General features: G+C 65.4%; 14 protein-coding genes. 10 read left to right on the top strand and 4 right to left on the bottom strand.

Going from position 1 to position 14,502, the window contains the following annotated elements; translation table 11 throughout:
- Positions 1 to 4 precede the first annotated feature (4 nt).
- Positions 5 to 385, bottom strand: coding sequence for a hypothetical protein (locus TZ00_RS08490; protein ID WP_052521416.1), 381 nt, complete (start codon positions 383 to 385; stop codon positions 5 to 7).
- A 78-nt stretch (positions 386 to 463) separates the two neighbouring features.
- Here TZ00_RS08490 and TZ00_RS08485 point away from each other — a divergent pair, with 78 nt between their 5' ends.
- From TZ00_RS08485 to TZ00_RS08460, 6 genes are all read left to right on the top strand, one after another.
- A complete protein-coding gene (locus tag TZ00_RS08485) occupies positions 464 to 1,486 on the top strand; it encodes a LacI family DNA-binding transcriptional regulator (protein ID WP_052521415.1) in 1,023 nt (340 codons plus the stop codon).
- A 197-nt stretch (positions 1,487 to 1,683) separates the two neighbouring features.
- Positions 1,684 to 4,635 (top strand): family 43 glycosylhydrolase, encoded by a 2,952-nt coding sequence (locus TZ00_RS08480; protein WP_084606038.1) that lies wholly within the window; start codon positions 1,684 to 1,686, stop codon positions 4,633 to 4,635.
- A gap of 40 nt (positions 4,636 to 4,675) precedes the next feature.
- Positions 4,676 to 7,108 carry a family 43 glycosylhydrolase gene (locus tag TZ00_RS08475; protein ID WP_044440835.1) on the top strand — a complete coding sequence of 811 codons (2,433 nt, stop codon included), beginning with the start codon at positions 4,676 to 4,678 and terminating at the stop codon, positions 7,106 to 7,108.
- 104 nt (positions 7,109 to 7,212) lie between these two features.
- Complete coding sequence (locus TZ00_RS08470) at positions 7,213 to 7,833, top strand: hypothetical protein (protein ID WP_152631126.1); 621 nt, start codon at positions 7,213 to 7,215, stop codon at positions 7,831 to 7,833.
- A gap of 83 nt (positions 7,834 to 7,916) precedes the next feature.
- Positions 7,917 to 8,984: a COG1470 family protein gene (locus TZ00_RS08465; protein ID WP_044441386.1), complete on the top strand. Its 1,068-nt coding sequence runs from the start codon at positions 7,917 to 7,919 to the stop codon at positions 8,982 to 8,984.
- Positions 8,981 to 9,358 (top strand): hypothetical protein, encoded by a 378-nt coding sequence (locus TZ00_RS08460; protein WP_152631125.1) that lies wholly within the window; start codon positions 8,981 to 8,983, stop codon positions 9,356 to 9,358. The genes TZ00_RS08465 and TZ00_RS08460 overlap by 4 nt, the downstream gene beginning before the upstream one ends.
- Before the next feature lie 6 nt (positions 9,359 to 9,364).
- On the opposite strand, the gene TZ00_RS08455 is transcribed toward TZ00_RS08460, so the two are convergent.
- From TZ00_RS08455 to TZ00_RS08445, 3 genes are all read right to left on the bottom strand, one after another.
- Positions 9,365 to 9,883, bottom strand: a complete 519-nt coding sequence (locus TZ00_RS08455) for a septum formation family protein (RefSeq protein ID WP_044440832.1) — start codon at positions 9,881 to 9,883, stop codon at positions 9,365 to 9,367.
- Between the two features lie 176 nt (positions 9,884 to 10,059).
- Positions 10,060 to 10,881 carry an ammonia-dependent NAD(+) synthetase gene (gene nadE, locus TZ00_RS08450; RefSeq protein ID WP_044440830.1) on the bottom strand — a complete coding sequence of 274 codons (822 nt, stop codon included), beginning with the start codon at positions 10,879 to 10,881 and terminating at the stop codon, positions 10,060 to 10,062.
- A 36-nt stretch (positions 10,882 to 10,917) separates the two neighbouring features.
- Entirely contained in the window at positions 10,918 to 11,343 is a 426-nt protein-coding gene (locus TZ00_RS08445) for a YbjQ family protein (protein ID WP_044440828.1), read from the bottom strand.
- 49 nt (positions 11,344 to 11,392) lie between these two features.
- Here TZ00_RS08445 and TZ00_RS08440 point away from each other — a divergent pair, with 49 nt between their 5' ends.
- The 4 genes from TZ00_RS08440 to TZ00_RS20360 all read left to right on the top strand — a co-directional run bounded on the left by TZ00_RS08440 (position 11,393) and on the right by TZ00_RS20360 (position 14,383).
- Complete coding sequence (locus TZ00_RS08440) at positions 11,393 to 12,256, top strand: aminodeoxychorismate lyase (protein ID WP_044440825.1); 864 nt, start codon at positions 11,393 to 11,395, stop codon at positions 12,254 to 12,256.
- Between the two features lie 16 nt (positions 12,257 to 12,272).
- A complete protein-coding gene (locus TZ00_RS08435) occupies positions 12,273 to 13,121 on the top strand; it encodes a fumarylacetoacetate hydrolase family protein (protein WP_044440823.1) in 849 nt (282 codons plus the stop codon).
- Between the two features lie 9 nt (positions 13,122 to 13,130).
- Complete coding sequence (locus tag TZ00_RS08430) at positions 13,131 to 13,907, top strand: SDR family NAD(P)-dependent oxidoreductase (protein ID WP_044440822.1); 777 nt, start codon at positions 13,131 to 13,133, stop codon at positions 13,905 to 13,907.
- A gap of 131 nt (positions 13,908 to 14,038) precedes the next feature.
- Positions 14,039 to 14,383 carry an SHOCT domain-containing protein gene (locus TZ00_RS20360; protein WP_044440821.1) on the top strand — a complete coding sequence of 115 codons (345 nt, stop codon included), beginning with the start codon at positions 14,039 to 14,041 and terminating at the stop codon, positions 14,381 to 14,383.
- Positions 14,384 to 14,502: the final 119 nt, after the last annotated feature.

Genomic DNA, 14,502 nt, shown 5'->3' with positions numbered 1-14,502 from the left:
TCGTCTAGTTGGCGATGCTGGAGGTCAGCACGCCGGCGTTTGTGAGCGCCGTGCCGATTGCGTGCGAGGTTGCTTCGAACGCGTTCGCGGTCTTCGTTGCGCCGATCGCTCCGCCCTTCAGAGCGCCCACCGCGAGGTCGCGCTTGAGGCGCGCGACGAGCTGGCCGCGGTCGTCGACGAAGAACTGCGTGTCGAATGACATGTGCAGCTTCTTGCCCGCGAGCCCTCCCCAAAGAACGGTGGCCGCAGTGCTGCCGCGAACGGCGTGGAACCCGCCGTCGGTATTGATGGTGATGGTGAACCCCTCGGCTGTGAGCGCGTTGCCGATGATGGTCTTCGCGGCGTCGTGATCGCCCGCGATGAAGAAGTCGTAACTGGATGCCATGCACCGACAATAGCGTCTGGCGCCCTGTCGTCGGCTGTAAAATCGAGTGTCTCCCTCTCGCGGAGAACGAAGGCGGCGATGGATGTGAGCGATCAGCCTGGCAAGACCGGAATCCGTCTTGTCGCATCCCTCGCAGGGGTGTCGCACATGACCGTCTCGCGAGTGCTCAACGGCCACACGAACATTCGGCCCGCCACACGCCAGCGTGTGCTCGACGTGATCAGCGAGCTCAACTTCACGCCGAGCACCGCGGCGAGAGCCCTCGCCACCCATCGCTCGAGGCAAATCGGCGTCGTGGTGGAGAGCGCCGTCGAATACGGCCCGATGAGCACCATTCGCGCCATCGAAGAGGCCGCCCGCGACATGGGGTACACCTTGACGACGGCGACGAGTCATCACGGCAAGCTGACTCCGACGCAGTCGGTGGAGCACCTGCTCGCTCAGGGGGTCGATGCCCTCTGCATGATCGCGCCGCGCACGTCGTCACTTGTCGCGCTGCGTCAGATGTCGATCGCCGTGCCGGTTCTGGTGATCAAGTCGATGGCGGATCGCACCTTTCTCACGGCGGGGGTCGATCAGGTTCTGGGCACCAATCTCTTGGTCGACCATTTGGCAGAGCTCGGTCACCGGCACATCCTGCACATCGCCGGTCCACTCGACTGGTCTGATGCCCAGGTGCGTGTGAGGGCTTTCCACGCTCGCATCCGCAAGCTCGGCCTGCCGAAGCGGCCCCACGTGCTGGGTGACTGGACTGCAGACACGGGATACGCATTTGCCTCGGCGCTCACGGAGATGCCCGAGTACACGGCGATCTTCGCCGCGAACGACGACCTGGCGCTCGGCGTGATGCACGGCTTGCACGACCGTGGTATCGCGGTGCCGGGCGATGTCAGCGTGGTCGGTTTCGACGATCTGCCCACCTCTCGTCACCTCTGGCCACCTCTCACCACCGTGGAACAGGATTTCACGGCTCTCGGCGTGAAAGCGCTCGAGGTTCTTCGCTCCGCGCTCGAGTCGGAGGTCGCCACGAGACACGTGAAGATTCCCAGCCGGCTCGTGGTGCGGGAGTCGACCGCCCCGCCCCGGCCCGCCTCGCTGTAGAGCTCGCGATCCTCGGCTTGTCGCGCCGATCTCTGCGCGTCTATTTGTGAGCGCTAACAAACTTTGCGCATTTCTCTTGACCGCTTTTGATTGTTCCCGGTAACATCCTGACGAAGGCCACCCCCTCACGGGGGATGGGCCTTGATCGCGGTGTTCAGACCGCGGCTGATTCGTCTCGCCACAGCAAAGGAGCTGGAATGAGATCACCTCTCTCAACGTCTTCGCCGGTCGCGACACGCCAATCCGGCGCCGCAATTGTTACCGCTCTCATAGCAACCACGCTGATCGCCACCGGACTCGTCGAATCACCGGAGAGTGCGAGCGCAGCCGACGGGTGGAATCCACCGTCGTCGTACACGTCGACCGACAAGGGAGACGGCAGCTACTCGGTACCGCTGTTCAACGCCGACGTTCCCGACGTCAGTGTCGAGATGGTCCCGGCGGCGGAGAACGACGAGGGCCGCGACCTGTATTACATGATCAGCACCACGATGCACCTGAGCCCCGGCGCTCCGATCATGAAGTCGTACGACCTCGTCAACTGGGAGACGGTCAACTACGTCTTCGACCGGGCGAGCATCGGCGACTCGTTCTCGTTGCGCAATGGCCAGACGTCGTATGGCCAGGGTCAGTGGGCCTCCTCGCTTCGCTACCACGACGGTCGCTTCTACGTGGCCTTCAATACGAACAACCTCGGAGGCTCGTACATCTACTCGACCGACGATATCGACAGCGGGTCCTGGAGCAAGGTCGCCCTCGGCCGGTCGTTCCACGACCCGTCGCTCTTCTTCGACGAGAACGACGGCGGCACCCCCTACATCTTCTACGGCTCGGGTTCGACGAGCGCAGTCAAGCTCAACAGCGACCTCACCCAGGTCGTCGCCGAGTACTCCAACATCCTCCGGCCCGCCGACTACCCGGGATCGAGCTTTCTCGGTGGCCTGTTCGAGGGCGCCCAGGTGCAGTACATCGATGGGTACTACTACATCGTGATCATCACGTGGCCGTCCGGCCAGGGTCGCCAGGTGGCGCTGTTCCGCTCCGAGGACCTGCTCGGCAGGTACGCCACGGCCGACGGCAGCAACCCTTACGAGGCGCGCGGGGTGCTCAACTCCAACGGCTTCGCACAGGGCAGTCTCGTTCCCATCACCAGAGCCGACGGCACCACCGACTGGCACGGCATGTTCTTCCGCGACACCTTCCCAACGGGGCGCGTGCCCGCGCTCATCCCGGCTACCTGGACCGATGGCTGGCCGACCTTCGGCAACAACGGCTCGGTTCCGGTGAACGGGCTGTTCGAGAAGCCCATCCGACTGACGCCTGAGGAGGAGCTGTTTCAGCGGCAGAAGAGCCTGGTGGTGTCGGACGACTTCGACAACGATGCGCCCGACCGCGCCTACCAGCACGAAGACTGGACGATCCCCGACGGGCCGAGCTACGACGAGTCCCTGCTCGGCGTCGAGCTCCTGCAGAATCCCGGCTTCGAATCCGCCGGGGTGGCACCCTGGGGCAGCCAGTACGGCGCCGCCGTGGCGGTCTCCACTGACGCCGCATCAGGCGCATCCGCCCTGTCGGTGATCAACCGCACGCTCAACGGATCCGGCCCTAACCAGGTGCTCGCGAACACCCTGCAGAGGGGCATCACCTATACGGTCTCCGCGAAGGTGAAGTACTCCGGCGCCCCCGCCAGCATCCAGTTCAATCTCACCGCCGACTGGGGCTCGGGTGTGCAGACGATGGTGTCGAAGTCGGTACCGGCCGGCGAATGGACCCAGGTCACGGGCACCTACACGATGCCGCAGACGGCCAACGTCGCATCGGTGAAGTTCGCGATAGAGACGCCCTGGGGCCAACCCCAGCCGGCCTCCTCCTCGGTCAGCTACCTCGTCGACGACGTCTCGATCGTCGGGAATCAGGTCACGGTCGAGCAGCCGACCGCCGAAGAGATCGAGCCGAACGGCTCGCGCCTTGACCTTCCGTGGGAATGGAACCATGCCCCCGACAACCGTTACTGGTCGCTCACCGACCGCGACGGCTGGCTGCGCCTGACCGCCGGCAAGGTCGTTACCGGCGGCTACACGCACTCGAAGCTCTCCGACAAGGCCGAGCTCGCCTGGTTCGAAGAGGCGCGCAACACCCTGTCGCAACGCGCCTTCGGTCCGCGCCAATCGGTGGAGACGACTCTCGACATCGCTGAGATGCACGATGGCGACGTCGCGGGTCTCGCCGCCTACAACCGAGGCTTCTCATACGTCGCGGTGAAGCGTGTCGACGGGGTCAACACCGTGGGCGTCGTCAACCGGGTGCAGCCGTTCACCGCAGCTGTCGACCAGGCCGCCATCGAGACCTTCGTGCCCGGAAGCACGGCTGCTCTTGGCGAGAACACCGTCGTGCACCTCAAGGCCGATCTCGACTTCACCACGAACGGGCAACTGTGGACCACGTTCTACTACAGCCTCGACGGAACCGAGTGGACGGCCCTGGGTGGTCGAGTCGGGCCGCAGAGTCTCGATGGCAGCCTCGCGCACTTCATGGGCCACCGCGTCGGACTGTTCACCTACGCCACCCAGTCCACGGGAGGCCACGTCGACTTCGAAGACTTCCTACTCAGCGACACGCTGACCGCGCAGAATCTGCCGCTCGACACGGGCGATCTCGACGCCGCGATCGCGCACGCCTCAACGCTGGATGCCGCCGACTACCCCGCAGAGGAATGGAGCGTTATGCAGACGGCGCTGCAGAAGGCGACGGATGCGCAGGCGTCAGGCTTCGGATCCCAGAACCAGATCGACGCCCCCGAGCGCGCCCTGAGCTACCAACTCGCGAAGCTCGGAACGCTCAAAGCGGCCGTTGCCCCCTCGATCGATGTCACGGTCGTGGCTGGTTCGCGGTGTGTTGCTGGCAAGGCGCTGCTGACTGTGCAGGTGACGAACAACGACGCGGTGCCTGTGAAGCTGATGATCGATTCGGCTTATGGGTCGAAGACGATCGCCACCGTCGCGCCGACGAAGAACGGCTCGCATGCCTTCACAACCCGTCTGGCTTCTTTGCCGGCGGGTGAGGTGACGGTCACGGCATCGGCCACGGTCGATGGCCAGCCTGTGAGCACCGTGGTGCCGGCGCCATACGAGGCCAAGCCCTGCGGCTGAGAACCCCCCCCGACCCAAGTCCAGCAATCAAGGAGGATAAATGGAACAGCTCGTGCAATCCCGGTGGAGACACCGGTCGAAGATAGGACTCGCGGGGGTGGCTCTCGCCGCCCTTCTCGCGTCGTCGTTCTCGGCAAGCGCGTCATTCGCCGCCGATCAGGAACTGATCGTGAACGGTGGGTTCGAAAGCGGAACCGCGAACTGGATCGTGAACAACGGCAACGCGACCGATGGTGGCACTCTCGCCACAACGCCGGATGCGACCACCGGAGCCGCCGCAGCGCTGATCACCGGTCGGCTCACGACGGGCTCTGGCCCGATGCAAGACCTCACCGGCAAGGTGCAGGCTGGACAGACCTACACGATCAAGGCGCGCATCAAGTACGAGAACGCCGCGTCGCCCGCGACGAAGCAGTTCTTCGCCACAATGCACTACGGCGGAGGAACGTACACGAACCTCGCCAGCGTCACCGCGACGAAGGGCGAGTGGGCCACACTCAGCGCCAACTTCACCATCCCGTCGACCCAGAGCGTGGGCACCGCACGGCTGTTCTTCGAGACCCCGTGGGCTTCGACGTCGACGGCCGCGGGTGCGCCTGCCACACACCTGATGGACTTCAAGGTCGACGACGTCTCCCTTGTGGGCGCTCCGCCACCCCCCGCTCCGTCGAAGACCATCGAGGTGGTCGGCAAGAACCCCGGAGAGCACAATCCCGTGATCTCTCACAAGTTCGGCGCCGACGCCTTCGGCTTCGTCGACAACGGTCGTGTGTACATCTACATGACGAACGACACCCAGGGATACGCTCCGGATCCGACGACGGGAATCTCGCCGCAGATCAACTACGGCAGCATCAACCAGATCACCGTGATCTCCTCGGAGGACCTCGTGAACTGGACCGATCACGGTGAGATCCAGGTCGCCGGTCCGAACGGAATCGCTCCGTTCACGTCGAACTCCTGGGCACCGGGCATGGCCAAGAAGACGATCAACGGCGTCGACAAGTACTTCCTCTACTACGCCAACGGCGGAGGCTCGAGCAACGTGCTCACCGGTACCTCGCCCATCGGTCCCTGGGTGAGTGAGCGCACCAGCACGCTGATCAACAGCAGCACCCCCGGAGTTCAGGGCGTCAACTGGCTGTTCGACCCGGCCCCCCTCGTCGACGACGACGGTCAGGGCTACCTCTACTTCGGTGGCGGTCCCGCCTCGACGAGCTTTCCTGCCGCCGAGCGCTTCAACAACCCGAAGAACATCAGGGCCATCAAGCTCGGAGACGACATGATCTCGACCGTCGGCGAAGCCGTCGTGGTCGATGCTCCGGTCGCCTTCGAGGCTTCGCAGGTCTTCGAGCGTGAGGGCAAGTACTACCTCTCGTATTCGTCGCACTTCGGTGGCAGCGACTTCGGTGGCAACCAGACCGCACTGCCCGGCTATCCGGGCGGCGGCCAGATCGGCTACATGATGTCTGATGACCCGATGGTGTGGGACAAGAGCACCTATCAGGGTGTGCTGTTCCCGAACCAGGGCCAGTTCTTCGGAGCGGGCACGGGCGGCAACAACCACCAGTCGGTGTTCGAGCTCGATGGCAAGTACTACTTCACCTACCACGCTCCGACGCTCAACAAGCGCATCAACGGCAACACCACTCAGGGGTACCGCAGCACGCACATCCAGGAGCTGACCTTCAACGAAGACGGCACCATCCAGCAGGTCGTGGGCGACTACGTCGGCCCGGATCAGATCAAGAACCTCGATCCGTACAGCGTGCTCGAGGCTGAGACCATCGCCTACCAGCAGGGTCTCGCCACCAAGAAGATCGACGGCGGCTCCACGCAGTTCGGAACGAACGCTCCGAACCTCGTGCTCGACGACGTCGACAACGGGGACTGGACGTCGCTCTCTGCAGTCGACTTCGGCGACACCGGAGCCGGTTCGGTAACAGCGAAGGTCAAGGCTCTCGTGGCCGGCGGAAAGATCGAGGTTCGTCTCGACGACCGCACGTCTGCTGTGGTCGCCTCCGTCGATGTCGACTCGCCGGTGGGCGAGTGGGGCGAGGTCTCGACCGGTCTCGAGGGTGTCACAGGAGTGCACGATGTGTACTTCACCTTCACCGGACCGACCGGCCAGAACCTTGCCGAGGTCGACACCTGGTCGTTCACCGAGGCGGACGCCGCCCCGGTGCTGGATGTGGTGGCGACTGCTGGTTCGCGGTGTGTTGCTGGCAAGGCGCTGCTGACTGTGCAGGTGACGAACAACGACGCGGTGCCTGTGAAGCTGATGATCGATTCGGCTTATGGGTCGAAGACGATCGCCACCGTCGCGCCGACGAAGAACGGTTCGCATGCCTTCACGACCCGTCTGGCTTCTTTGCCGGCGGGTGAGGTGACGGTCACGGCATCGGCCACGGTCGATGGCCAGCCTGTGAGCACCGTGGTGCCGGCGTCATACGACGCCAAACCCTGCGGCTGATCCAACCCGACGTGGGTCGGCCGGGCTTCCGGGCGCGGCCGCCCCACGTCATCCCTATAGCTCTTATCCCTGCACCATCTGCATCGAATGAAATGGAACCCACAATGCGTAAACGAGAATTCGCTGCCCGCACCTCGGCAGTGGTCGTCGGAACTTTGCTGCTGACCGGCCTCGCCGGTGCGGCGGCGGCCGAGGAAGTCGGAAGCGACGATGTCGACGTGAATGTCGAGATCGCTGAGATCGAAGGCCCCGGAGTGCTCGCCATGAGTGTCGGCGGCACATCGACCACTCTCACCGAAACCGGCTCGACCGAGCTGGTGCGCCAGTTCACCGGCACCCTGCCGACGGTCACGGTCACCGACACCCGCGCGCCCGAAGACATCCCGGCCGATGTCGGATGGTACGTGCTCGGCTCCTCCACAGACTTCGTGGGAGATGCCGGGCAGGCTCCGATTGGCGCCGAGTACCTCGGCTGGATTCCTGCCCTCATCAACGGCGGCGACTCCGGCTTGGTCACCGAAGGTGACCCGGTAGACACCGCCATCGAAGGAGGAGCCGACGGCGTCGGCCTGGTCGACCAGGAGCTGCTCGCACTCGCCATCGACTCGGGCGCCGTCGCGTCCGAGGGCCAGTGGACGGCGAACGCCAACCTGTTCCTGCGCACCCCGGCAACCGTTGCGCCGGGCAGCTACACCTCGACGCTGACTCTGTCTCTGTTCGAGTAGTAACCCTGGGCGGGGCTGCACTCCTCAACGTGCAGTCCCGCTCGCACCGCACCATTCGCCCCAGCATTCGAGGTCACCCGCTCGTGAAATTCAGAGAAGCCGCACTCGGCGCCCGTCTCGCATCCGCCCTCACCGCCCTCGCCGTCGCATCCGGCCTCGCGTTGGCCGGCATGGGTTCGGCCGTCGCCGCCCCGGCTGCGACGGACGCCGCCGAGCCCACGATCACGTGGTCTGTGACCCCCGCCGATGCCGACGGCCCCGATGGCCGATCATGGATGGAGCTCGAGGGAGATCCGGGCGAGAAAATCCAAGAGCATCTCGCGGTGCGCAACCTCGGCACGACCGAGGTCACCTTCGCCCTCAATGCTGCCGATGGTTACTTCACGGCCAAAGGGCGTTTCAACATGCTTCCGCACGGCACCGAATCGGTCGATGCCGGCACGTGGGTCGGCGTTCAGGAGAACGTCACGGTGGCTCCGGGCGGCATGGCTGTCGTTCCTGTCGACATCACCATTCCAGAGAACGCCACCCCGGGCGATCATGCCGCAGGACTCGCAGCGTCGATCTTCTCCACCGGATCAGAGGGCGGCGCATCACTCGGCGTCGAGAGCAGGGTGGGATTCCGTGTTCTGACCAGGGTGACCGGCGAGATCGCACCGTCGCTGGCCGTCGTTTCGAGCGAGGCCGCGTACCGCTCCTCGTGGAACCCCTTCGAACCCGGCTCGACACGCATCGAATACACGCTCGAGAACACCGGCAACGCGCGGCTTTCGGTGAGCGGCTCGACTGTCGCCGGGGGCGTTCGTCTGCCGGATGCCTCTGGCGAGGCCGCCGCGCCCGTGGAACTGCTGCCGGGCGATCGCCGCACCTTTCAACTCGACGTGCCGGGCGCCTGGCCCGTGGGCCTGCTGCGCTATCCACTCACCGTCGAGCAGTCGGTGATTCTGCCGAACGAAGCAAGCGAACCCGCAGCTGCGCTGCAACAGAACATCGAAGTCTGGGCGATCCCGTGGTCGCAGCTCGTTGTGCTGCTGGCGGTGCTGCTCATCGTGGGTGGCCTGCTGTGGGGGCGCATGCGCCGCAAACGACAGGTGGAGAAGTTGCTCGAAGAGGCTCGAGAAGAAGGTAGAAGATCGGTGGTCATCTCATGAACGATTCACGCGCGAGGTTGCGCGCCTCTCGAGGGTCACGGATGCTGCTGCTCGGCTCCCTGACGCTGGCCATTGTGGCGGGGCCCGCCCCTATCGCCGCCACGGCGGCGGGCATCGACGACGACGGGGTCGGGGTACACGTCGAGATCACGCCGCGCCCGGGGGAGACGCCGCCGCCAGGCGAGCCTGGTGGTTCCGGATCGGGGTCCGGCTCCGGCGGTTCCGGCCAGCTGTCGTCGACCGGCTTGGGCGGGCTCGAGCTGCTCGCCGCCACGGGCCTCGGAATCGGCCTGGCGGGCGGCATCCTCACTCTTGTCGCCCGCCGAGGCCGACCCGATGGCGCTGGGCGTCGAGATCGCGCGAGGCGCGCGTAGCGCCCGTCAGCGGGCGGCGCCCTTGAGGGTTCCTGTGGTCTGCACGTTCTCTTCGTAGATGTAGCAGAGCACCTCGCGGTCGCCCTGTTCCGTCCAGCTGTCTTTGGTGGGAAGCAGGTAGCCCAGGTACAGAGTGGAATCGTCGTAGCCGACACCGTTGAACTCGGCGAAGGGCGGAGTGCAGCCGTCGCCGGCCTGCTGCGTCACCGCGTCGTCTCCAGGAAACTCATCGCCCGCAAGGTCGAATGCGCTGTAGGCCTCGTAATCGTGGGGCTGGTCGCAGGGAACCACGGGAACCTCGCTGATCTCCTCCGCATCGACGTCGTTGAAGCAGTCGCCCACCGCGATGGTGAACACATCGGCCTGGCCGGCCTCGGTGACCTCGCTGGTCTCGTCGTCTCGCACGGCCTGGTCTTTGGGCATCACGGCGTCGAGCACGCTGCAGCCTGTCAGGGCGAAGAGGCTTATCGTCAGGGATGCGGCAGCGGCGAGCGGCGTGAGCCTGCGGCGGGTGATCGTGGGCATGAGCTGATGGAGCCTTTCGTGATTGACGGGGTCAGATCGGAATCGATCTGAGCCCTGCAATGCAGGGCGATCTCCATGTTGGCAGGGCAGACCGGCGTCTGAAAACCCTCATCACGCACATGAGCAACGCGGCAGACCGAACTGAGCAGCCGATCGCCGCGACTGAGTAGCTCCTCTTACTTCCACCACTCATCGGCCGGGCCGATGGGCAGGGAGCGCTTGTGCTCTGTCGCGACGTACCGAGCGATGATGGCGTCCGCCACGCGGGCCTCGACGTCTTTGCCCTCGAGAAAGTCGTCGATGTCGGAGTATGTGAGCCCCAGGTTGGCCTCGTCGGTCTGGCCGGGCGTGTGGTCGAGCAGGTCGGCGGTCGGGGCCTTCAGGTAGAGACGCTCGGGCGCATCCAGTTCTTCGAGCAATGCCCGGCCCTGCCGCTTGGTGAGGCCGGACAGGGGAAGCACATCGGCGCCGCCGTCGCCGAACTTGGTGAAGAAGCCGGTCACGGCCTCGGCTGCGTGGTCGGTTCCGACGACCAGCAGACCTGCGTCGCCCGCGATGGCGTATTGGGCGATCATGCGTGCGCGAGCCTTGACGTTGCCCTTGTTGAAGTCAGTGATCGGTGTTCCGACCGCGTCGGTGAACTCGGCGGCGATGCCGTCGACGCCGCGCTTGATGTCGAAGGTGACGACGCGTTGGGGCTTGATGAAGGTCAGCGCGAGCTGGGCGTCGTCTTCATCGGCCTGCACCCCGTAGGGCAGACGCACGGCGATGAATGTCGCTTCAACGCCCTCGCCCTGGAGTCTCTCGACCGCCAGTTGGCACAGTCGACCTGCGAGAGAAGAGTCCTGCCCGCCGCTGATGCCGAGCACCAGCCCTTTGGCCCCTGTTCGAAGCAGGTAGTCGACCAGGAACGATGTGCGGCGTTCGATCTCCGCTGCGGGGTCGATCGTGGGCAAGACGGTGAGGGCCTCGATGATGTTGGCCTGTTCTTCGCGCATGGCTACAAAACTACGCCGAACGACGACGGATCGCCTCTAAGGCTGGGTGGATGACGCCTGATCGGCGGCTGCCGGGGCCTGCGTCCCCGCGGCGGAGTCGACGAGGTAGACCGACTGACCCGTCGCTCCCGCCTCTCCGCGACCCAGCGGAATGGCGAAGATGGCGGTTCCGTAGGCGCAGACCTCTGTCCAGTTGGTGCCCATCTCCGAGGTGTCGAAGCGCATGGCGACGATGGCGTTCGCACCCTTCGACTCGGCCTCGACGACCATGCGATGCATGACCTCCTGGCGGCTCTCGTAGAGTGCCTTGGTCATCTCGGGGAGTTCGCCGCCTCCGAGGGCGCGGAAGCTGGCGGTGAACTGCGCGCCGATATCGCGTGATCTCACGGTGAGGCCCATCACCTCGCCGAAGACGGCATCGATGCGGTGGCCCGGAATCTCATTGGTTGTCACGACGATCATGGCTCGATGCTAGTCCGGGCCTTCGCAGGGTGCGAGTACCTTTCTTTGTATGAGTTCGTCGCGCCCTGTTCTGTTTCTCGTCTCCGCCGATTCCGGATGCGTGAGGGTCGATGCAGAGGCGCCGCACGTCTCCGTCATGGACCTCGGGGTGACCCGAGGCGACGGCATTTTCGAGACGATCAGCGTGTGCGGGGGCCGCGCCCAGGCGCTCGAGCCGCACCTCGACCGCTTCGTTCGCTCGGCACGACTCCTCGATCTGCCCGACCCTGATCTCGACCTCTACCGCCAGGCTGTATTCGCCGCGATCGACGCCCACGACGATGTCGCAGAGCTCTACATCAAGACCGTCATGACCCGCGGGGTAGAGGGCGCGGGTGTGCCGACCGGCTGGGTTTATGCGGCCGAGGCAGCAGACTTCGCGGGCGCGCGCACCGAAGGAATTCGGGTCGTCACTCTCGACCGTGGGCTGAGGCACGACGTCGCGCAGACCTCTCCGTGGCTGCTGCAGGGCGCCAAGACCCTGTCGTACGCCGTGAATCGTGCCGCGCTGCGCGAGGCCGAGCGCCGCGACGCCGACGACGTGATCTTCACGTCGAGCGACGGCTTCGTTCTCGAAGGCCCGACGTCGAACGTCATTCTGCGCAGGGGCGACACGCTGGTGACTCCGCGCACAGACCAGGGCATTCTCCCGGGAACAACCCAGGCGAGCGTCTTCGAGTTCGCGCAGGCTAAGGGTATGAAGACGGAGTATGCGGTCGTGCCGATCGCTGAACTCTCCTCCGCAGACGCGTTGTGGCTGGTGTCGAGCGTGCGGCAGGCCGTACCGATCAACAGGCTCGACGGCGTGGAGCGTTCGATCGACGTCGAGTTCACCGCTCGCATGACGGCGTACCTGCTCGGCCGCCGAGACTGACGATGAGGAAGTACCGATGAAACTCGCAAGACTGGGCCCCGCCGGCCACGAGATCCCCGTGCTCATCGATGGCGATCGTCATCTCGATCTGCGCGGCATCGTGACCGATCTCGACGGCGCGCACCTCGCATCCACCGTGTTCGAGGAGATCGCAGCTGCGCGCGACGCGGGCACCCTGCCCGATCTCGACGGAGCGGCGGATATGCGTGTGGGTGCGCCCGTCGCTCGGCCCGGTGCGATCCTGTGCATCGGCCAGAACTACGCGGCGCATGCTGCCGAATCGGGGGCTGCGCCGCCTCAGGTTCCCATTCTGTTTCTCAAGACCACCAACTCGGTCGGCGGACCCTTCGACGACGTCGACATTCCGAAGCGCAGCGTGAAGACCGACTGGGAGGTCGAGCTGGGCGTGGTGATCGGCACGCGCGCCCTGTATCTCGATTCGCCCGCCGACTCCGCGCGGCACATCGCCGGCTATGTCGTGGGCAACGACCTCTCCGAGCGCGACTTTCAGCTCGCGGAGTCGGGCGGACAGTGGAGCAAGGGCAAGTCGGCGCCCGGTTTCACGCCCCTCGGGCCATGGCTCGTCACGGCAGACGAGGTCGATGCGAGCGACTTGCGGCTGCGCAGCTGGGTCAATGGCCAACCGCGGCAGGACTCGACGACGGCCGACCTCATCTTCGACATCGACCACATCGTCTGGCACCTCAGCCAGTATCTGGCTCTCGACCCCGGCGACGTGATTCTCACTGGCACACCCGAGGGCGTCGCCCTGTCTGGCCGGTTCCCCTACATCGTTGCGGGCGACATGGTGGAGGTCGAGATCGAGGGACTCGGCCGCCAGCGCCAGCTCTTCGGCCAGGCATAGGCGCGCACCGTGTCGCATGAACTCGCTGCACGGGAGTTCGACGGACTCGTGGCGCTCGTCACGGGTGGCGCATCGGGCATAGGCGCTGCGATCGCCGCCGAGCTGCTCGATCGTGGCGCCCGAGTAGCGGTGCTCGATCTGACGACCGAGGGTGCGCACGCGGATGCTCTCGTCCTGCAGGCAGACATTGGCGACGACGCCTCGGTACGGTCAGCGGTGGATGCCGTGGTCGCCGAGTACGGATCACTCGACATCGTGATCAACAACGCGGGCATCGGTGCACAGGGAACCGTGGAGGACAACTCCGACGACGAGTGGACGCGAGTGCTCAATGTAAACGTGGTGGGCATCGCCCGCGTGAGTCGCGCTGCCCTTCCCCACCTCAGGCACTCATCTGCGGCGGCGATCGTGAACACCTGCTCGATCGTCGCCACCGCCGGTCTGCCCCAGCGTGCGCTGTACACGGCGTCGAAGGGTGCTGTGCTTTCGCTCACCCGCGCGATGGCCGCTGACCACCTTCGCGAGGGTGTGCGGGTCAATTGTGTGTCGCCCGGAACTGCCGATACTCCCTGGGTGGGCCGGCTCCTCGGCAGCGCCGACGATCCGGTGGCGGAGCGTCTTGCCCTCGAGGCGCGACAGCCGCACGGTCGCTTGGTGGCGGCATCCGAGATCGCCGATGCCGTCTGCTATCTGGCCAGCCCGCGCAGCCGCTCGACGACCGGAACGAACATCGCTGTCGACGGCGGTATGCAGGAGCTGCGCCTGCGCCCGGGCGCGCAGAAGTAAGGTCGCCCGCTACCCCCGGGGGAGTGCGCGAGGTGCATCCCGCAGGGGGATTCCGTTCTGAAGCGATCGGAGGAGTATCTATCTCAGCGGCCAGAACGGCTGCCTCACGATCCCTAGAACGGAACATCACAATGACTCACAACTTCGATGAGGGCCACGAGCCCGAAACAGACAACAACAGCAACTCCGATCGCCGTGGCCAGCGGCCCGGCTTCGGCCCCGGCTTCCCATTCGGGGGCCCCGGCTTCGGCGGTCGCGGTGGCCACTTCGGCCCACGCGGTTTCCGCGGCGTCCGAGGACTCGGCGGACACCTGGGCGAGGTCGTTCTCGCAGAACGCTTCGCCCGTGGCGAGATCGACGCGGCCGAGTACCGGGAGCGCGTCGCAGTGCTCCGCGAGGTGCAGGCTGAAGGCCGGGAAGCCCACGAGGCGGCCCGTGAGGCGCGTCCCAAGAAAGACGGGCCGCGCGACGCATAGTGGGCGTCCCCCTGCAGGGGCCTCCTTGATGTGCGGACGAATCATAGGATCTATGCGGCGTCCACACCGACGTTTGTCTAGAATTCCAGCCTGAACTTCGTGATTGGTAGGATATTAAC

This window comes from Agreia bicolorata, from assembly GCF_000938265.1.
Lineage (GTDB): Bacteria > Actinomycetota > Actinomycetes > Actinomycetales > Microbacteriaceae > Agreia > Agreia bicolorata.
Note: the sequence above shows the minus strand (reverse complement) of the source record. Positions and strands in the feature narration are given on the sequence as shown.